The sequence below is a fragment of the Paraburkholderia sp. MM5496-R1 genome (genome assembly GCF_050436205.1).
Taxonomy (GTDB): domain Bacteria; phylum Pseudomonadota; class Gammaproteobacteria; order Burkholderiales; family Burkholderiaceae; genus Paraburkholderia; species Paraburkholderia tuberum.
The window spans coordinates 1,732,952-1,753,346 of record NZ_JBNDLT010000002.1; the positions used below are offsets into that span (position 1 = coordinate 1,732,952).

At 64.2% G+C, this 20,395-nt stretch carries 12 protein-coding genes; 6 read left to right on the forward strand and 6 right to left on the reverse strand.

Going from position 1 to position 20,395, the window contains the following annotated elements; translation table 11 throughout:
- The first annotated feature begins 109 nt into the window (after nt 1-109).
- The 5 genes from OKW38_RS14960 (at nt 110) to OKW38_RS14980 (ending at nt 7,348) form a co-directional block, all read left to right on the forward strand.
- A complete protein-coding gene (locus OKW38_RS14960; protein ID WP_429335930.1) occupies nt 110-1,636 on the forward strand; it encodes an aldehyde dehydrogenase family protein in 1,527 nt (508 codons plus the stop codon).
- A 266-nt stretch (nt 1,637-1,902) separates the two neighbouring features.
- Nucleotides 1,903-2,154, forward strand: a complete 252-nt coding sequence (locus tag OKW38_RS14965) for a PAAR domain-containing protein (RefSeq protein WP_429335929.1) — start codon at nt 1,903-1,905, stop codon at nt 2,152-2,154.
- A complete protein-coding gene (locus OKW38_RS14970; protein ID WP_429362093.1) occupies nt 2,151-6,044 on the forward strand; it encodes a type VI secretion system Vgr family protein in 3,894 nt (1,297 codons plus the stop codon). The genes OKW38_RS14965 and OKW38_RS14970 overlap by 4 nt, the downstream gene beginning before the upstream one ends.
- Before the next feature lies 1 nt (nt 6,045).
- Nucleotides 6,046-6,648 carry a hypothetical protein gene (locus OKW38_RS14975; protein WP_429362095.1) on the forward strand — a complete coding sequence of 201 codons (603 nt, stop codon included), beginning with the start codon at nt 6,046-6,048 and terminating at the stop codon, nt 6,646-6,648.
- A 166-nt stretch (nt 6,649-6,814) separates the two neighbouring features.
- On the forward strand, nt 6,815-7,348 hold the full coding sequence (locus tag OKW38_RS14980; protein ID WP_429335926.1) for a hypothetical protein: 534 nt from the start codon (nt 6,815-6,817) through the stop codon (nt 7,346-7,348).
- Between the two features lie 115 nt (nt 7,349-7,463).
- On the opposite strand, the gene OKW38_RS14985 is transcribed toward OKW38_RS14980, so the two are convergent.
- The 6 genes from OKW38_RS14985 to hemC all read right to left on the reverse strand — a co-directional run bounded on the left by OKW38_RS14985 (nt 7,464) and on the right by hemC (nt 16,528).
- Nucleotides 7,464-9,218 (reverse strand): diguanylate cyclase, encoded by a 1,755-nt coding sequence (locus OKW38_RS14985; protein ID WP_429362097.1) that lies wholly within the window; start codon nt 9,216-9,218, stop codon nt 7,464-7,466.
- A gap of 3 nt (nt 9,219-9,221) precedes the next feature.
- On the reverse strand, nt 9,222-10,961 hold the full coding sequence (locus OKW38_RS14990; protein WP_429362099.1) for a SulP family inorganic anion transporter: 1,740 nt from the start codon (nt 10,959-10,961) through the stop codon (nt 9,222-9,224).
- 113 nt (nt 10,962-11,074) lie between these two features.
- The gene (locus tag OKW38_RS14995) at nt 11,075-12,103 is read right to left on the reverse strand and encodes an SDR family oxidoreductase (protein WP_090805618.1); all 1,029 of its coding nucleotides are present in this window, start codon (nt 12,101-12,103) and stop codon (nt 11,075-11,077) included.
- Nucleotides 12,104-12,345: 242 nt separating this feature from the next.
- Nucleotides 12,346-13,536, reverse strand: a complete 1,191-nt coding sequence (locus OKW38_RS15000) for a heme biosynthesis protein HemY (protein WP_090803508.1) — start codon at nt 13,534-13,536, stop codon at nt 12,346-12,348.
- Nucleotides 13,537-13,538: 2 nt separating this feature from the next.
- On the reverse strand, nt 13,539-15,530 hold the full coding sequence (hemDX, locus tag OKW38_RS15005) for a fused uroporphyrinogen-III synthase HemD/membrane protein HemX (RefSeq protein ID WP_429362101.1): 1,992 nt from the start codon (nt 15,528-15,530) through the stop codon (nt 13,539-13,541).
- Nucleotides 15,530-16,528, reverse strand: a complete 999-nt coding sequence (hemC, locus tag OKW38_RS15010; RefSeq protein WP_429362103.1) for a hydroxymethylbilane synthase — start codon at nt 16,526-16,528, stop codon at nt 15,530-15,532. The genes hemDX and hemC overlap by 1 nt, the downstream gene beginning before the upstream one ends.
- 544 nt (nt 16,529-17,072) lie before the next feature.
- Between hemC and ppc the strand changes: the two genes are divergently transcribed.
- Entirely contained in the window at nt 17,073-20,309 is a 3,237-nt protein-coding gene (ppc, locus tag OKW38_RS15015) for a phosphoenolpyruvate carboxylase (RefSeq protein WP_429362105.1), read from the forward strand.
- Nucleotides 20,310-20,395 lie beyond the last annotated feature (86 nt).

Below are 20,395 nucleotides of genomic sequence, written 5' to 3' on the forward strand. Positions count from 1 at the left end.
CCAGCTCACCGCAATCCCTGAAATAGCCTACTTCGATGCATTGGTACGGTTCGTGCCTGATGTAGTCCCGCGCAGTCACCCGATCACCATCACAAAACGGAGACAAGTGATGAATCCATTTGACCTGAAAGCCCTCGGCATCGACATCGAGTATCCCTATCGCCAGCGTTACGAAAACTACATCGGCGGCAAGTGGGTACCGCCGGTCGGCGGCGACTATTTCGACAACGTGTCGCCGATCAACGGGCAGCCGTTTTGTCGCGTGCCTCGCTCGAGCGCTGCCGATATCGACCTCGCCATCGACGCCGCGCACGCAGCGCGCCGCAAATGGGCGAAGACCTCGGTGACAGAGCGCGCGAACCAGTTGCTGGCGGTGGCCGAGCGCATGGAGAAGAACCTGAAGCTGCTAGCGGTCGCCGAGACGATCGACAACGGCAAGCCGCTGCGCGAAACGATGGCCGCGGACCTGCCGCTCGCCGTCGATCATTTCCGCTATTTCGCGGGCTGCATCCGCGCGCAGGAAGGCGGCATCTCGGAGATCGACGACAACACGGTCGCTTATCACTTTCACGAGCCGGCTGGGGTGGTCGGTCAGATCATCCCGTGGAATTTTCCGCTGCTGATGGCCGCATGGAAGCTCGCCCCCGCGCTCGCGGCCGGCTGCTGCGTCGTGATGAAGCCCGCCGAGCAGACGCCGGCTTCGATACTCGTGCTGGTCGAACTGATCGGCGACCTGTTCCCCGCCGGGGTCATCAACATCGTCAACGGCTTCGGCAAGGAAGCGGGCGAAGCGCTCGCCACCAGCAAGCGCATCGCGAAGATCGCGTTCACCGGCTCGACGCCGGTCGGCAAGCGCATCCTGCACGCAGCCGCGGACAACCTGATCCCGTCGACGGTCGAACTCGGCGGCAAGAGCCCGAACATCTTCTTCGCCGACGTGCTCGATCGCGACGACGCGTTCCTCGACAAGGCGCTCGAAGGTCTCGCGATGTTCGCGCTGAATCAGGGCGAAGTGTGCACGTGCCCGTCGCGCGTGCTGGTTCAGGAGTCGATTTACGAGCGCTTCATCGAGAAGGCGATCGCCCGGGTGGAACGCATCAAGGCTGGCCATCCGCTGAACCTCGAAACGATGATCGGTGCGCAGGCATCGCAGCAGCAGCTCGACAAGATCCTGTCGTATATCGACATCGGCCGGGACGAAGGGGCGCAGTGCCTCGTCGGCGGCGAGCGCGCAACCCCTGGCGTCGGTCTCGGCGAGGGTTTCTACGTGAAGCCGACGATGCTGTTCGGCAACAACGATATGCGTGTGTTCCAGGAGGAGATCTTCGGGCCGGTCGCCTCGGTGATGACGTTCAAGGACGAACAGCAAGCGATCGAACTCGCGAACGACACGTACTATGGCCTGGGCGCGGGGGTGTGGACTCGCGACGGTACCCGCGCTTACAAGATGGGACGCGAGATCGAGGCGGGACGCGTGTGGACCAACTGCTATCACCTGTATCCGGCGCATGCGGCCTTCGGTGGCTACAAGCAGTCGGGGATCGGGCGCGAAACACACAAGATGGCGTTGTCGAACTATCAGCAGACGAAGTGTCTGCTGGTCAGCTATCAGGCGGAGGCGCTGGGGTTCTTCTAAGCGAAGGGCGCGTCGTCTATGGACGGCGCGTGCCGAAGAATGCAGCCGTGCGGCGTGGTGGCCGCTCCGGCTGCATCAATCGATGCGAAATCACGAAGTCCCCTCAGACCTCAGTCCGCCTCGACTTCTCTTCTGGAAGCCGTGAGATCCCGTTCGCCCGACAAATCAAACAAATTGCCTACATAGGCTAAAAATTCATCCAATTCCGAATGCTCCTGGTTGCCCCGCTCCCGATACTGTCGTTCGCACATAACAGGGGATGACCGATGAAGAACGGCAACGGCCAGCCGATGATCCGGCTCGCAGACAAGACGACGCACGACGGCACGGTCATCGAGGCCGCGACAGACCTCATGCACATGGGCATCCCGGTTGCGCTCGATGGACACGGCGTCGAATGTCCGAAGTGTGGCGGTGTCTATCCGATCATCGCGACCGGCCAGCGAACCCACAACGGCAAGCGGGTCAGCCATGCCGGCGACAGGACGGGCTGCGGCGCGATCCTGATCGCTTCATGATCGCTTCCCGGTTGCCACGAAACACCGAACTCCTTGCACGCATGGTCGAATCCGCACAGGACCGCACGCTAGGTCTTTCCAGTGACGCACTACCCACGTGGGGCAATGAGCCTTTGCTGGCTCCGCTCCGCCTGCGCGGCACCGAATCCCTGGGCAAGCTCTATCGATACACGCTCGATGTGGCGACGATCGAAAGTCCGACGCTCGGATTGTGGCAAGCACAGGAACTGGTCGTACCCGATAACCTGATTGGCAAAGTCATCGACATTTCGATCGCGTTTGACGGGAACGGATTGTTCGGTCAACAGGAGTTGGAATCCGGTGACGTGACACACGTGGGCGCGGGCCGCCGCACGATTTCGGGCCTCGTCACAGGCGTGAAACAGACCGGCACCGACGACCGGCGCGCCCATTACCGCTTCGTCGTGCGCCCCTGGCTGTGGCTGGCCACGAAGAACCGCGAAAGCAGGATCTTTCAGGACGCGAGCGTGGTGGACATCACCGACCGGATACTCAAGGAGCGTTATCACTTTCCGGTCGTGATGGAGTTGGGCGCGACCGGTCTGTGCGAAGGCTACCCAAAGCGGGACCATGTCCGGCAGATGTGGGAATCCGATTTCGAATTCCTCACGCGGATCTGGAGAGAATGGGGAATCTACTATCTGTTCGACGGAATGACGCTGGTACTGTGCGATTCGCCCGGCTCGCACAAACAGCACGACAACGGCTACGACACTATCCGCTATCACGCGCCTGACAGCCGGCACGTCGACGAAGAACACATTCACAGGCTCGAGGTCTCGCGTCAGATCACGACGGGCAAGGTCAGTCTGATCGACTACGACTACACGCGCCCCGGCATGCACTTCGAGGGCGAGTACGAGAGCTTCAGCGAACGGGCCTTCGACAACATCGAGCAACACGGCTGGGGCGACTACTCGCAACCGCTCGCCGGCGCGACGGGATTGTCGGGTAGGCGAAACAACTTCCGCGATGAAGCCGAACACCTCGCGAGCGTGCGCGTCGACGCAATGCGCTGCCACCGGCTGCGTCTGAAGGGCCAAGGGAATCTGCGCGGCCTGACAACCGGGAAAACATTCTGGCTCGACAACCATCCGCAATGCGACATCAACGCCGAGTACCTGGCGGTATCGACCACACTCGACATTCGCAACGCGCCGCAGAACACACAGCCGTCCGGTAACGACACGAACGACGCGTTGCGCCAGTGCGTGACCAGCTTCGTGCTTCAGCCTGCCAATACATTCTTCAGAAACCGCCCGAAGAAAAAGCCGCGCTGCGCGGCGGAAACGGCGATCGTGGTTGGGCCCGAGCATCAGCCGATCTGGGTCGATGGATACGCGCGCGCCAAGGTGCGTTTCGTGTGGGACCGGCTTGGCCCGAAAAAGGAGAGCGCCAGTTGCTGGGTGCGCGTGTCGTCGCCGTGGCAAGGCAATGGCTTCGGCGCGATCTATCCGCCGCGTGTCGGGCAGGAGGTCATGGTCAGCTACCACGAAGAGGACCCGGACAAGCCGTACGTATCGGGCCGGATGATCAATGGCTGGAACCAGCCGCCCTGGAAGCTACCGGATAACCAGGCGCTTTCAGGCGTCTTGAGCAGTGAACTCAAAGATGGCTGCGACGGCCAGACCAATCACGTCGTACTGGATGACACGCCGGGCCAACTCCAGGCACAGCTCGCCAGCGATCACGCACGCTCGCGCCTCGTGCTGGGCTACAACACGCAGGTCGTGCGCGAGGCCGGCCGACAGCAGGCACGCGGTGAAGGCTGGGAACTGGCCACCGACGCCTGGGGTGTCGCGCGCGCCAACAGAGGCATGCTGTTCACCACGGAGGCGCGTCGCGGCGCGACCGCGCCGGCAAAGGATCTCGGCGAGACCGTGGCGCGCCTCACGCAGGCGCGCGATATCCACGAGAACCTCGCGGGTCTCGCGCGGCAGTATGAGGCACAGGAGCAACAGACCAGTCAAAGCGACGTATCGCGGGCCATCAAGGCGCAGAACGAGGCGATACGCGGCGTCGCGGCGCGTGCGGACCTTCCCTTCCCGCAACTCAGCGCACCCGACATGGTGCTGGCCAGCGCGGCGGGGGTCGGTCTCACCGCAGCGCAAAGCACGCACGTGGCGAGTATCGAACACATCGCGCTCACAGCGGGCGGTCACGTCAGCATGGCCGCGGCGAAATCGCTGCTGGCGTCGGCGGTCAACGGTGTGCGGGTGTTCACGCAGAATCTCGGCATCAGGCTCAAGGCCGCGTCAGGCAAGGTGCGGATCGACGCGCAAAGCGATGATGTGGAGGTCATCGCGCAGCGGGTCGTCAGCATCATCAGTAGAACCGATTCGATCAATCTGATGGCCAGCAAAGAGATCGTGCTCCATGCGGGAAGCACGAAGGTGGTGATCAATTCGGAAGGGTACAGGGTCTATACGGATGGAGAGCATCGGGTCCATGCGCGTGGTCATCAAACTGACAGGCCAGCGGCGCGGCCTGTCAATGTGCCGGTAACGCCCGGAAAGCCGGGCAAGCTGGCCGCGCATCACGTTCTGATCGAACACGATACGGGCTTTGCACTGCCGAACCAGCCGTACCGGATCACGCTCGACGATGGTCAGGTGATTCAGGGCGTGACCAATGCGCTTGGAGAAACGAGTCTCGTCACGAGCAATCTTCTTGCATTCGCGACGGTTGAACTGTTCGCCGCGAGTGAACCGGACAAGGTTATTGCGGTGAGCAGAGGCGCGGTGATCAGGGAGACGAACGAGCCGATTGCGGGCGCAGTGCCCAACGCCGAGAAGCGCACCGCCAGGGTCGCAGGAAAGGCCGTGGCCTCTCCCAATCAAAGCGCGACGACGGAAGACAAGCCGCCCGAATTCGTTTCATGTGATCCGATGAACTTCGGGCTGCGCTTTTATCACTTCATCAACGGTGCGACCGAGGCTGATGCGCCGGCTGGTATGTCGATGCGCAAGGATGTTGAATATCCGGTGACCAAGGCTTATACGGCTGCGATTAAAACCGCGTTGCAGGGAATCGATTGGGCCGGGGTGACGTGGCCGTTGACTTCCAGTTCGATAGAGACGATTCAAAATGCGGTCACGCCGCAATTGGAAATCGCGCTTAGTGAGGGGCCCTTTGGATTGCCACGACGCGATGCCGCCAACTCGGAAAATGGTGGTGCCATGCCAAAGCTTGTGATTGTCGATCCACAGCGGGCAACGCAGTACGCCCTGCGGCAGGATGTCAGCGCCGCGTTTATCGGTGACGATTGGGCTATCGCCGTCAACGAGAGCGAGATTGCACGCATCGTCGAACTGATGGACCAGCCGGCTTCGCTGGATCACCGCCTCAGGGCATTTGCCGACACGCTGTATCACGAGTCTCGCCACTGCCAACAGTACTTCTGGATGCTTTCTTTGCTTCAGCATTTTCCAGACGACTACAGGGAGCTGCCGAATATCCGCTTGGTGTATTGGTCGACGATGCTAAAAAAGGCCTATACGGCGGCTGGAAACACGCCGCTACCCGACGATCACCGCGTTCACATCGGTCTGCACAGGATGCTTGTATTCCACTACTACTGGCTGATCTCCTGCATTCAGGACAAGCCGGGCTGGGAGTACGTCAGGCGAGATCTCCCGAGTGCTGAAAGGAAGGTATGTGACCTGCTGAATGTCTCCGCTGAAACAGCTCAAAAAATGGTGCAATTCGAAACCGGCTATAGGAGCCAGATTCATGAAGAAGATGCCTACGCCTGCGCGGAAGTGGTTCAGGCCTACTGGCGCAATCCTGGTGATCCTCTCGTTCGCAACCCCGGTACATGCACGGCTCAGTACGCTGACGCCCTCAGGATCGTCGGGGCCAGGAGCTGAGATGAGACCGATCGTGACCGACGCCCAGCGCGACATGGCCTTGAGAATATTGACCACGGCAATGGCGATCCTGCGGGACGACCAGCCCTTCGATCCCGCACATACGATTTTCGGCCGCATTATCGCGGCGCGGCCTGAGCGCGGCGTGGTAGGTGTTACGGAGTATTCCTTCGAGAATCCGGCGTTCCCACGGACGGAAATCACCGTAGTTGTGATACCCGATCCGCTCGACCGCTCTGCCGACCGCGCGCAGGTCAAGCAAGTTATGCTGGACTTCACGATCCGCTTCAGTCCACTGTTGACAGACATTAACCGTTCGACGCTGGAAGACCTCCTCCATGTCGATATCGGCTACTGGATCGACGGCAACGGCGAGCGGCGACCCGGCAACGATATGGGGACAGTGCCGCCGCACGTTCGTCTGCATCACTATCGCTATCGTGCTTCGAATCTGTCAACGAGCCGGTTTCCGGTGGACGTCGAATTTGCTTTCGGCGACCCCGACCCAAACGATCCGGCGCCGGACGAACCCAAAACGCCGGTCCTGATGGACGTTCGCCTCAATCGTGACTATTCCGCGTTGAAACGGCAACACCGTGAATGAAGCCCGTCTTGAACAGCAGGTGGCAAAGCGCCACGGCGCGCGGAAGTGGTTCAGGCCTACTGGCGCAATCCTGGTGATCCTCTCGTTCGCAACCCCGGTACATGCACAGCTCAGTACGCTGACGCCCTCAGGACCGTCGGGGCCAGGAACTGAGATGAGACCGACTGTGACCGATGCCCAGCGCGACATGGCCTTCAGAATATTGACCACGGCAATGGCGATCCTGCGGGACGACCAGCCCTTCGATCCCGCGCATACGATTTTCGGCCGCATTCTCGCGGCGCACCCACTGCGCGGTCGTGTAGGTGGTATGCAGTACTCCTTCGTCAATCCGGCATTTCCGCGGACGCAAATCATTCTATTTGTGGTACCCGATCCGGCCGCCCCCTCCGCCGACCGCACGAAGGGCAAGCAAGTCGCGACGCACTTCACGATCCGTTTCAGTCCACTGTTGACAGACATTAACCGTTCGACGCTGGAAGACCTCCTCCATGTCGATATCGGCTACTGGGTCGACGGCAACGGCGAGCGCTGGCCCGGCAACGATATGGGAACGACGCCACCGCAGATTCGGCTGCATGGCTATCGCTATCGTGCTTCGAATCTGTCAACGAGCCGGTTTCCGGTGGACGTCGAATTTGCTTTCGGCGACCCCGACCCGAACGATCCGGCGCCGGACGAACCCAAACGCCGGTCCTGATGGACGTTCTCCTCAGTCGTGACTATTCCGCGTTGAGACGGCAACACCGTAAATAGAGCCCGTCTTGAACAGCAGGTGGCAAAGCGCAGCATGTGCAGAGACGACATCCGCATTTTCAGCTTTGCATGGACTCGCTTGCCACCACCCTGTTTCGCCCACTCGCCTTCGCGGCGTACAGTCGCTGGTCCGCGACCGCAATCAACCCCTCGAGGTCAAAGCAGTTATCCGAAACACTCTCCGCCACCCCGATCGATATCGTGAACCATATCTCACGGCCCGGCGCGGTGCGGGTTAATTGCGTCTCCTGAAGGACGCAGGCGTTGCGGGCGACGGCCTCGCGCACGCGCTCCGCAATTCGGGCCGCGTCGTCCGCGGTCGTATCGGGCAGCAGCACACAGAACTCCTCGCCACCCAGACGTGCCATCAGATCCCCCGGGCGCACGGCAATCCTGACCACGTTGGCCAGGTGCTTCAGGGCCTCGTCTCCGCCAGCGTGCCCCCAGTTGTCGTTGATCACCTTGAAATGGTCGATATCGATCATCAGCAGCGCGATGCGGCGCTCGTCGTTGCGCCGTGAAAGTGCGTCGAATTCCTCATTCAAACGGCGGCGGTTCGCGAGACCGGTCAGGGGGTCCGCGAGCGACAATTCCCGCAGCCGCCCGTTGAGTGCCATCTGCGTGGAAAGAAGCTGGTCGACGACAAAAAGAGTGGCCCAGAGAAGCAATGCCATCAGTATCCACACTCCGGCAAACAGCGCGCTGCTCAAGCGAACGACCGAGAAGAATACGGTCGCAGCGGATACGTAATCGGTCAATACGAGATCCGCCGTATCCAGCTTTCTGAAGAGCAGGAAGTCCTGTCCCGCACTCAACGTTCCGCTGGGTGTCCGAAACAGCGTGGAAGCAGAGAGCGTGTTCCACTGCGCCGGCAGAGTCTTCAGCCAATTCTCATCATTGACCGAGAAAGTACTTCCGCTCGTTGCAATTGGCATCCCGCTCGGGTCTATCAGAGCGTGAGTTTCATCCGCTGTGGTGTTGTTCCACAGATAGTCCTGAACGATGCGTTGCGGGACCACGAAGAATATGAGGCCGCGAACCACGTCGTTACTCATCACCGCTGTGCCAAACAGCAGGCGAGGTCCTGCCGGGTTCTTGCGCCCGCGAACCGGATCGAACGTGACGTCATAGTCGAGCGGGTTCTGGTTGGCCAGCTGTAACAGGCGCGAGCTGCCGTACATTTGCAACAGCCGGACTACCTCGTCGTCGTCAATGGTTGGGTGAGCGACCACGATACCGGTCGGCGAGACATATACCGCGCGTTCGAGACCCGTGCCCATCTGGAATTGCACGGCAAACAGCCGGCTCATCATTTGGGCGAGCCGCAGGTCCTCGACAAATGTGGGCTCGTCACGGTGCAAACCAGGAGTCACCGCGAGCTGCTGTGTGCCGATACCCCGAATGGGGGCGTCGATATCGCGAACTTGAAGATTCCAGACGCGCTCGTCCTGCGCCCGGAGTACCGCCTGGAGCGAGGCATCCGGTGTTCGATCGAGCTGTGCTGTCCGGTCCGCAAGGAGCCGCTCGGCACTCTCGCGAAGAAACTGCAAGTGCTGCCTGTTATTGCGGACCGCGACATCGAGAACCCTGGCCTGAATCTCGAGCCGATGCGAACGGTTATCGAGCTCCCGGGCACGTACGAGAAAATATTGGTGTACAGCAAGAATCAACGTGACAACGAATACCACGGCGAAACACAGGATCACGGTATGCCGCGGACGTGAACTGGCGCGGTCCCAAACCGTTTTCGCAGGCGTTTTAGAAGCGGACGGCAGGCGCATGCCGGCTCTCCGGTGATCCAGCTCCAGGTCCAAATACTATTCCTTCCCAACCGTCTCGACATAGCTATCAACCGCACTGTTCACCGTCGGATGAAAGCACGCATCGCCAATCAGATCGGTCAGCTCGAAGCGTCTGAGCTTGTCGCGAACCGGATCCTTCATCTCTGCAAAGTGCAGGGCAATCCCGCGCTCGTCGAGCGTGCGCGTCAGTTCCCGCAGCATGTCGGCGGAGGTGACGTCCACGCTCGTCACCGGTTCGGCCGCCACGACCACACGCCGCACCGGTGCCGGCGATTCGGCGACGGCTTCCAGCAGGCGCTCCTGAAACTGCTCGGCATTCGCAAAGAACAGCGGTGCATCCCAGCGAAACAGCACGAGCCCGGGGATTCGCTGGGCATGCGGATAGCGCTGCAAGTCGTGATAGCCGCGCAAACCTTCGACGCGACCGAGCACCGCGTAGTGCGGTCGCCAGCCGTCCCACAGAAATTCGATGACCGCGATCACCACCGCGAAGCAGATGCCGGGAATCGCACCGAACACTGCGACGCCGGCAAAGCAGGCCATCGACAGCCAGAACTCCCATTGCTGGATGCGGAAAATCCGCTTCAGGTCCGTGATCTCGAACAGACCGATCGCCGCCGCGATGACGACCGCGGCGAGCGCACTGTTGGGCAGGTAGCGCATCAGATTGGGCGCGGCCATCAGCAGCGCCGCGACCGCCAGCGCGCCGACGACGCCCGTCAGTTGCGTCTTCGCACCCGCCGCCTCGGCGACCGGCGTGCGCGACGAACTGCTGCTGATCGGGAAGCCGTGGAACAGGCCGGCCGCAAGATTGGCCGCGCCGAGCCCGACCATCTCCTGATTGGGGTCGACGCGGCTGCGAAAACGTGCCGCGAAAGTTCGCGACAGCACGCTGGTATCCGCGAACGAGATCAGCGCGACCGCGCAGCCGCCGAGCAGAATCTTGACCAGATCGGCATCGGTGACCCACGGCAGCGCAAAGGTCGGCAGGCCTTGAGGAATCTTGCCGAGCACTTTCACACCCATGCTATCGAGGTGCAATGCGGTTACGCACAACGTCGCAACGATCACGGCGATCAGTATGCCCGGCAGCTTTTCGAAGCGCTTGAGAAACAGGATCAGCACGAGGCTTCCAGCGCCCACCGCGAAGCTATACCAGTTGGATTTGCCATCGGCGATGGCCTGCACGAGGCTCACGATGTCCCGCAATGGCCCGCGCTCTTCGATTGAGATGGCAAACAGTTTGGGCAACTGACTGATCAGCACGGCGAGCGCAATGCCGTTCATATAGCCGTATCGAATGGGTTTCGACAACAATTCAGTGATGAATCCCAGCCGCAGCAAGCCCATCACGATACAGAACAGGCCGGACACGATCGCCATCATGCTGGCCGCCGCAATCGCGCGCGACGGGTCGCCTGCAGCGATTTGCACCACGACCGCCAGAATCGGAGCGGCGAGCGCGGAGTCGGGACCGAGCACGAGAATCCGGCTCGGACCGAACAGCGCATACGCCAACAGCGGAACGATCGTCGCGTAGAGGCCGTACACGCCAGGGACGCCGGATGCCTCCGCGTAAGCGATCCCAACCGGCACCAGCATCGTGGTCAGTACCAGTCCCGCCGTCAGATCGTTCGGCAACCAGCTCAGCCGGTACGTCTTGAGCACCGTCAGTCCCGGCAGCCAGCGCATCCAGCGGCGCGCCCTGCTTACAGCAGTCTGTTCTTTGTGAGGAACTGGCCTGTCCGCTTCCATTTTTGGAATGTTCGTAGTCGAGGACGCCGCACCACGGTTTGTGGGCGGTACCGTCATTCGAAGGATAGTCCAGACATTCCGTTGGCGACAGGATGAGGCCGACCGGCCGCGCATCAGGGCCGCTGGCGCCTCAGCAGCCACGCGACGCCCCCCGCCAGCGCCATCACTGCCGCGCCGTACACCGCATTGCGATGCCGCTCGGTGAACATCTGCCAGCAGTACGCATGCGCTTCGTCATCGAAGCGACCATGCGAAGTGTAGTGGCCCGGCACCGGCTCGTAGAGATTCGCGGGAGCATCGGCGGGCAACGGTTCATCGGTCAATTGCCCGTCGTAACCCGCCCGCGCGAGATAGCGGTCGAGCAGCGCCGGCGCGATCCGGTTCGCGAGGATTGCCTTGACCGTCGACCACCCGACCCACACCTGCCGCCGCCGATGGGTGGCCGCAAAGTAGATCGCCCGTGCCGCCACTTCCGGCTGAAACACCGGCGCCACCGGCCGTGCCCTGCGCCCCGTGCGATTGAGCGCCCAATCGAATTGCGGCGTATTGACCGCGGGCAGATCGACCATCGTCAGATGGATATCGACTCCGTCGTGCAGCAACTCGGAACGCAACGAATCGGTGAAGCCGCGCACGGCAAACTTCGCGCCGCAATAGATCGACTGCAACGGCACCGACCGGTACCCGAGCGCCGAGCCGACATTGACGATCGTCCCGTGCCCGCGCGCGCGCATCACGGGGAGCGCCGCCAGCATGCCGTTGACCTGCCCCAGATAGGTCACCTGCGTGCCGCGTTCGACATCGCGCGCGCTGAGCGCCGACACCGGCGCAAACGCGGTCGCCATCGCGACGTTGACCCAGACGTCGATGCCGCCCCACTCGCGCTTCACGCGCTGCGCCGCGCGCTCGATCGCGTCGGCATCGGCGACATCGGCCGGAATGGCGAGTGCGCGCACGCCATAGGTCGCGGCGATCTCCTCGGCGGCACGAGCGAGCCGTCGCGGCTCGCGCGCGATGAGCCCAACGTCGTAGCCCTGCCGCGCGAATTCGGACGCGCTCGCGCGCCCCACGCCGGCACTTGCCCCTGTAATGACGACGACGCCCTTGCGCTCGACGTCGCCGCTGCGGGTCTCGGTTTGCACCGTCACAGCGTCGCTGGCCACTTTGAACACCTCCGAGGTTGCGTATCCAGTGAGGTGGTGAAGCAAAGCGCAGTCCCGACGATTCGAGCTGGGGATCTGCGAATTGCGCGCGAGTCCAGCGCACGCTCGGCCGCCGGAACGCCGGCCGCCGGAAAAACAAATGGCCGCAGCGCGGGGCTGCGGCCATCAGGTAGCGGCTTCCGAGGCTTGCGCGCTTCAGCGCATGGCCGAAAACGCCGAACTCACGTCACGTTCATCGCCAACGCACTCTCGCGATAGTGCTGGCTCGCCTTGTCGGTATCGCCCAGCTGCTCGTGCAGACGCGCGAGCGCGCGATGCGAGCGGATCTTCAGCGTCTCGTTGTCGGCAAGCTTCAGCGCGCGTTCGAGGAACGACTGCGCCTTGCCCCACAACTGCTGATGCAGGCACAGGCGCCCCAGCGCGAACATCAGGTCCGCGTCTTCCGGCCGATCCTTCTGCCACGCCTCGGCCTTCTGGATCAGCGGCAACGCGTCGCCGCCGGCCGTGTCCGGATAGCGGCGCAACAGGCGCGCATCCCAGTTCTGCGCGAGCGCCTCCTCGACGATCTTGCGCGCCTCCTGAGGACGGTTCAGCGCGACCAGCAGTTCGGCGGCGGTGTCGGCGAGGCGCGGCGAATGACGCTCGGTCGCCGACAGCGAGTTCCACAGTTCGAGCAGCGCGTCCGCATTGTGGCGACGATCGCGCAGCAGATTTTCCGCCGCCAGTTGACGCAGCCGCACCGCGACCGCCGGATGGATCGCCTCGCGCTTCTCCAGCGTCTTCACGAGCTTCAGCACTTCGCCCCAGTTCTTCAGCTGCTGCTGCGCACGCAGCATGATTTGCTGCGCGTGAATGCGCCGCGCGCCCTGCGATTGCATCTCGGTCAGCGCATTGAGCGCGCCGTCGGCGTCGCGGCCGTCGGCGCGCATGTCGGCGGTGGCCATCAGGCGCGCGTCCTGCCAGTCGGCTTCGTCGATCTGCGCGAGCCATTCGTCGCGCCGCGCGTACTCATGCATGCGATGCGCTGCGGTCGCCGCGATCAAACCGGCCGCGCCCTTGTTGTCGCCATTCGTGAGCGCGTCCTTGGCGGCCTTTTCCGCGCGCGAGAAACGCCCCGCGTACAGGTTGCCGATCGCGTCGCGCAACGCCGCGTGCGCCTTCGCGACACGCGCGCGTGCGCGGTACGCGGCGACGCGCTGCGGCATGCGCCAGATATTGCGGATGATGCGCAACAGCGCATAGAGCAGGATGAACAGCACCACCAGCCCGACGACGAACAGGTTCAGCGACATGTCGACGCGATACGGCGGATAGATCAGCAGCACTTGCCCAGCGTCGAAGCGCCCGCCCACCGCGAGCACGACCGCGACGGCGAACAGCGCCGCGAGCCACAGGAGTCCCCGGATCGCCATGATTAACCCCGGTTCCGGTATTGATTGACGGCCTGCAGGCTCGTATCGAGGTTCGGCAGCTCGACCGCGGCCGAATCGGCGTCCACCTGCTTGACCAGATCGATGACCGTCTGCGTGTCTTTCGACGACGCGTCGAAGTAGCGCGTCAACGCGGACTGCGCCGCCTGCAGGTCGGACTTCAGCGTGGTCTGGTTGCGCGACAGCAGCGCGAGACGCGCCGACAGCAGACGCAGCTTCAGGTTCTCGCGCACGAAGTAGCCTTGATCCGGCGTGACCAGCATCGCGTCGGCGTTGTCGATACGGCGCACCTGCACGAGGCTCGTCAGCTGTTGGCCGATGCCGTGCGTGACCTCGTCGATCCACACTTCCCAGCGCGGCTTGCCGGTGGCAGCGGCCACCTTCGCGGTGTCGGCCCACGTGACCGCATGCGGCGTGGCACGCGGAATCGGTGCTTCACCCGACAGCGGCAGGCCGTTCACGTGATCGATCGCGTTGTCGAGCTTGATCGCGAGGCCGGTCAGATCGGTGGACGGCGCGGCCTTCAGCTTGTCGATGTCCTGCGCGATCGCCTTGCGCACGGCGACCGCCTGCGGACTGTCCGACGCCGCGAGGCGCATATCGGCGCTTTGCAACGCGAACAGCGCGAGCTGCGTATTGCCGGTCAGCTGCAACTGCTGGCTCGCCGCCGACAGCATCTGCCCGACTTCGGCGAGCGTCCAGTCGTCGCGATTGCGCGCGAGATCCGCGTATTGCTGTTGCAGCGCCTGCTGCGCGGCCTGCGCATCGGCGAGCTTGCCTTCGAGCTGCGCGACCTGCGAGTCCGATTGATGCACGGTGGCGAGCGCCTGGTCGATCTTGATGCGCAGCTCGTTGGTCTGCGTGTCGTTGGCCTGCTGACGCTGCGCGAGTTCCTGCTCGGTGCGCACCAGCTTGCGGTTCATCGCGAAGCCGCCCACGCCCGCCGCGCACGCGATGACCACGATGACCAACCACAGCAGTGGTCCGCTCGTGCTGCGGCGCTTTTGCGCTTCGTACGGCGTGAAGGGTGGGTTCGGCGGCAAGGCGGCGCTTGCGGGCGGCTGAGGTGAGGCGTTCGTGGATGCGTTCGTTTCAGTCATGCGTGGTTGAGCCGGGTTGGACGATACCGGTTGGACGACGGGAGGCACGGCGGCCGCGGCAACGAGGGCTCGGACTATGCGTTCGTCGCCCGCGCCGGACACCGTAATCCTATCAAAACCCAATGCCCGCGCGGTCTGCGCGATGCGGGGATGCGGCGTGACGAGGGGCGCGTGTTTGAGCTGCTCGATCTCGCCGGCGGTCAGATGCTCGTGCGCGAGTTCGTGCAGATTGCGTACGCCTTCGGAGCTGGTCAGAAGCCATGCGTGCGGCGTGCCCGCGAGCAGTTCGTGCACGCGCGCCCATGCGCCGATCGACGGCTCGGGCACGATGCGCCGGTAAGCGGCCACCGCGTCGACTTCGGCGCCGGCTTCACGCAGGCGCTCGCTCAGCCATTCGCGGCCGCCGTCGCCGCGCACGATCAGCACGCGCTTGCCTTCGAGGCCCGCGGCACCGAGTTGCGCCTCGAGCGCGGCAAACAGGCTCTCGGAGTCGAAGCTCGTCGATTCGTCGTCGGCGCCCGCGGCGGGGCTGATCACGCGATGCTCGGGCGCGCTGACGCCGTGGCGCGCGAGCGCATGCACGCTGCCCGGGCCGACCACGCCGATCGGCAGCGCATGCGGCCAGATATCGTTATGGCGCGCGAACGCGTGATCGACTGCGTTCGGCGACACGAACACGACGAGCGCGTAGCGTTCGAGCGACGCGAGCGCGGCGCACAACGGCGCGTCGTCGATGACGGGCGCGATGTCGATCAGCGGGAAGTCGAGCGACGCGAGTCCGGCTGCTTCGAGCTGTTCGACGAGTTCGCTCGACTGGCCGGCCGGCCGCGTGATCACGACCGTGAAGGGCGCCTTCTCGGGCGAGACGGCGGCCATCACTCGCTGGCCGCCGCGCTGGGCGCGGCCGCGGGACCGCTCGCCGTACTGAGCGCGCGGACGATGTCGAGGGCGCCCTGCTGCGCGAGCGAGTGCGCCACTTCCTCGCCGAGCGCGCGCGCGCGTTCGACGGTGGGCGCCGGCGCCGACGCCTGCGCGCTCAGCACGCGCTGGCCGTCCGGCGTCGCGACGATGCCGCGCAGATGCAGCGCGCCATCGCCCCAGGTTGCGTAGGCCGCGAGCGGCACCTCGCAGCTGCCGCCGAGCGCGCGCGATACCATGCGCTCCGCTTCGACGGCCGCCGCCGTGTGCGGATGATGCAGCGGCGCGAGCCATGCGGCGAGGTCCGCGCGATCGGCGCGAATCTCGATGCCGAGCGCGCCCTGGCCCGCCGCGGGCAGACTGTCCTCGGGATCGAGCAGCGCGCGGATGCGATCGGCGAGACCCAGCCGCTTCAGCCCGGCCGCGGCCAGAATGATCGCCGCGTAATCGCCGCGATCGAGCTTGGCGAGTCGGGTATCGAGATTGCCGCGCAACGGCCGCACGTCGAGATGCGCATAGCGCATGCGCAGCATCGCCTCACGCCGCAGACTCGAGGTGCCGACCACGGCACCGGCCGGCAGCGCGGCGAGCGAGTCGTACTGATTGGACACGAGCGCGTCGCGCGGGTCCTCGCGCTCCATGATGGTGGACAGAGCGAAACCGGCGGGCAACTCCATCGGCACGTCTTTCAGCGAATGCACCGCGAGGTCGGCGCGGCCATCGGCGAGCGCGGCTTCGAGCTCCTTCACGAAGAGCCCCTTGCCACCCACCTTCGACAGCGTGCGATCGAGAATCTGATCACCGCGTGTCGTCATTCCGAGGATTTTTACGTCACAAGATGGATATAATTTGTGCAGCGCACATCGCACATGCTCGGCTTGCCACATGGCAAGGCGGCTCTCTCGCGACGCAATCACAAGCGTGTGGGGTGGCGTGGAAAACGTCTCGGTGTTCATTAGCTTGCTGCTGGATGTCGGGATGGAATAACAATCAATGTTAGCACGCGCCCTCGTTCGCGCCCTTTGGTTCCAAGGCACGGCGAAGCGTCGTGCGCAAGCGGCATCGACGGAGGAGACGGGCTTCGCGCCATGCGCGAAGGTCCCCATTCCGCGTTGTCACGTACGGTCGTTCGCGCACTGCGCGGCGGCATGCGGGATGATGCAATGCGGCGAACATGCTGAGGCAATGCCTGCCGCGTGTTCGGTCCCAGCGCGGGCTGGCAGCCCGTGGCTCCTTTCTCCCTCGTCGGCGTCTCGATTCGGCAGCGCTCGTGTCGTTCCGCGTACGCGGTGCGGCACGCGCGGGCCCCGCTTCCAGTGGGTCGAGCAATCGCCGTGTACAGTCGCCGTTTCAAGTCTCCGTTGCAGTTGCACTAGCAGTCCGTCTTGTAGTCCGTTGCGTAGTCCCTGTTGCACGCAGTTCACGTTGCACTTGCTGGTTGCAGTTCCGCAGTCGCAGTTCATCAATCAACAGACCCTGGCTTCCCCGAGGAAACTCATCGTGACGTCTTCCGGATCGGCGCGCCCCGCCCGCCGCAACACTGCCTCGCCCACCGCTCGCCCGGCCGACGCCGCGGCGCCTGACGCCCTGTCCGACGTTGCCGCGCACGCCATATCGTCGAGCGTCGGTCAACATGGCGACACGCGCGCCGACCAGCGCGCCAGGCGCCGCGCCCTCGACGCTCGCGCCACCAAAGCCCCGAAGGCCGCGCAGACCTCGGTGCCCGTCAAGCAGGACAAGGCGCAAAAGGCGTCGAAAGCCGGCAAGGCCGAACAGGCCGCGACGTCGGCCACCGCGCGCAAGCCGGCCAAGGCCAAGGCCAAGGTCGATGGCGACGCAACACCCCCGCGCGCCGCGAAACCGTCGAAACCGAAGGACGTACCGCCGACTGAGTCCGCCGCCGCGACCACCGCGAAGAGCGGCGGCCGCACGCGCGAGGACAAGGACCACCCGCTGTTCCAGGACATCCGCTATCTCGGGCGTCTGCTCGGCGACGTGCTGCGCGAGCAGGAAGGCGAGGCGGTGTTCGACATCGTCGAGACGATCCGGCAGACGGCAGTGCGTTTCCGTCGCGAGGACGACAGCGCCGCCGCGCAGACGCTCGACAAGAAGCTGCGCACGCTGACGCCCGAGCAGACCGTCAGCGTCGTGCGCGCGTTCAGCTACTTTTCGCATCTCGCGAACATCGCCGAGGACCGTCACCGCAACCGCCGTCACCGAATTCACGCGCTCGCGGGCTCGGCCTCGCAGCCGGGCACGATCGCCCATGCGCTCGAGCGGCTCGCCGCGGCTGGTGCGGCCGCGACACCGGTGCTGCAGCGGTTTTTCGACGACGCGCTGATCATGCCGGTGCTGACCGCGCACCCGACCGAAGTGCAGCGCAAGAGCATTCTCGACGCGCAGCACGACATCGCGCGTCTGCTCGCCGAGCGCGACCAGCCGCTGACGAACCGCGAGCGCGCGCACAACGAAGCGATGCTGCGCGCGCGCGTCACGTCGCTGTGGCAAACGCGCATGCTGCGCGACTCGCGTCTGACGGTCGCCGACGAAATCGAAAACGCGCTGTCGTACTACCGCAGCACCTTCCTCGAAGAACTGCCGGCGCTGTACGCCGACATCGAGGAGGCGCTGAAGGAGCATGGTCTCGAAGCGCGCCTGCCGCCGTTCTTCCAGATGGGCAGCTGGATCGGCGGCGATCGCGACGGCAATCCGAACGTCACCGCCGAAACGCTCGAAAATGCGATCACGCGTCAGGCCGCGGTGATCTTCGAGCACTACCTGGAGCAGGTGCACAAGCTCGGCGAGGAGCTATCGATGTCGAATGTGCTCGTCGGCGCGAGCGATGCGCTGAATGAGCTCGCGGCCATCTCGCCCGACCATTCGCCGCATCGCACCGACGAGCCGTATCGTCGCGCGCTGATCGGCATCTACACGCGGCTCGCGGCAAGCGCGCGCGTGCGCCTCGGCGAAGGCAGCGTGCCGCTGCGCAGCGCCGGCCGCGGCGTCGCGCCGGTCCGCGCGATTCCCTACGACGACGCCGCCGACTTCGTGCGCGACCTCCACGTGCTGATGGATTCGCTCGCCGAGCATCACGGCGCGCCGCTCGCCGCGCCGCGTCTCGCGCCGCTCGCGCGCGCGGCCGAAGTGTTCGGCTTCCATCTCGCGAGCATCGATCTGCGGCAAAGCTCCGACATCCACGAAGCGGTGATCGCCGAGCTGCTCAAGCGCGCCGGTGTCGAGGACGATTACGCGGCGTTGCCGGAAGCCGACAAGCTGACCGTGCTGCTCGCCGAACTCGCGCAGCCGCGCGCGCTGCGCGTGCCCTCCGCCGACTACTCCGAGCTCGTGAAAAGCGAACTCGCGGTGCTCGAGGAAGCGCGCATGACGCGCGAGAAGTTCGGCGCGCGCGCGGTGCGCAACTACATCATTTCGCACACGGAGACCGTTACCGACCTGGTCGAGGTGATGCTGCTGCAGAAGGAAACCGGCCTGTTGCGCGGACGCCTCGGCCACGAGCACGACCCCGCACGCGCCGGCCTGATGGTGATCCCGCTGTTCGAGACGATCCCCGACCTGCGCAACGCGCCGCACATCATGCGCGATCTGATTGCGCTGCCGGGCATTAGCGCGCTGATCGAACATCAGGGCAACGAGCAGGAAGTGATGCTCGGCTACTCGGACAGCAACAAGGACGGCGGCTTCCTGACGTCGAACTGGGAGCTGTATCGCGCGGAGCTTGCGCTCGTGTCGCTGTTCAACGACCGCGGCGTGACGCTGCGTCTGTTCCATGGGCGCGGCGGCACCGTCGGGCGCGGCGGCGGCCCGACCTACCAGGCGATCCTGTCGCAGCCGCCGGGCACCGTCGACGGTCAGATCCGTTTGACCGAGCAGGGCGAAGTGATCGCGAGCAAGTTCGCAAATCCGGAAATCGGCCGGCGCAATCTGGAAACCGTCGTGGCCGCGACGCTCGAAGCGTCGCTGCTGCCGCACGACCACACGTTGGCCGAGTTGCCGGTGTACGAGGAAACGATGCAGCAGCTGTCCGATACGGCGATGGCCGCGTATCGCGCGCTCGTCTACGAAACGCCGGGCTTCAAGGAGTATTTCTTCGAGTCGACGCCGATCGCGGAGATCGCCGAGTTGAACATCGGCAGCCGCCCCGCGTCGCGCAAGCTGCAGGATCCGAAGCAACGCAAGATCGAGGATCTGCGCGCGATTCCGTGGGGCTTCTCGTGGGGTCAATGCCGGCTGCTGCTGACCGGCTGGTACGGCTTCGGCAGCGCGGTCGCCGAGCACCTCGACAGCGCGCCGTCCGACGCCGAACGCGCGCGCCGTCTCGCGCTGCTGCAGAAGATGCACAAGAGCTGGCCGTTCTTTTCGAACCTGATGTCGAACATGGACATGGTCATCGCGAAGACCGACCTCGCGGTCGCGTCGCGTTATGCCGCGCTCGTGACCGACAAGAAGCTGCGCAAGCATGTGTTCGAGCGCATCGTCGCCGAGTGGGAACGCACGTCGAAGGTGTTGTCGGAGATCACCGGCAAGAGCGACCGGCTCGCCGAGAATCCGCTGCTCGCGCGCTCGATCAAGAATCGCTTTCCGTACCTCGATCCGCTCAATCACCTGCAGGTCGAACTGCTCAAACGCTATCGCGCGGGCGACACGAATGCGCGCGTGCGGCGCGGCATTCATTTGAGCATCAACGGGATCGCGGCGGGGTTGCGCAATACCGGTTGAGGTTGCCGAATTGGCGGACAAAAGCCGGGTGTGGCCGACGCAGGTCACACCCGGCTTTTCTCATTGCGCGAATCCAGCCGCTACAA

Coding starts and splice junctions, on each gene's coding strand:
- OKW38_RS14960 (WP_429335930.1), top strand. CDS start 110: ATGAATCCATTTGACCTGAAAGCCCTCGGCATCGACATCGAGTATCCC.
- OKW38_RS14965 (WP_429335929.1), top strand. CDS start 1,903: ATGAAGAACGGCAACGGCCAGCCGATGATCCGGCTCGCAGACAAGACG.
- OKW38_RS14970 (WP_429362093.1), top strand. CDS start 2,151: ATGATCGCTTCCCGGTTGCCACGAAACACCGAACTCCTTGCACGCATG.
- OKW38_RS14975 (WP_429362095.1), top strand. CDS start 6,046: ATGAGACCGATCGTGACCGACGCCCAGCGCGACATGGCCTTGAGAATA.
- OKW38_RS14990 (WP_429362099.1), bottom strand. CDS start 10,961: ATGGAAGCGGACAGGCCAGTTCCTCACAAAGAACAGACTGCTGTAAGC.
- OKW38_RS15000 (WP_090803508.1), bottom strand. CDS start 13,536: ATGGCGATCCGGGGACTCCTGTGGCTCGCGGCGCTGTTCGCCGTCGCG.
- hemDX (WP_429362101.1), bottom strand. CDS start 15,530: ATGGCCGCCGTCTCGCCCGAGAAGGCGCCCTTCACGGTCGTGATCACG.
- hemC (WP_429362103.1), bottom strand. CDS start 16,528: ATGAACACCGAGACGTTTTCCACGCCACCCCACACGCTTGTGATTGCG.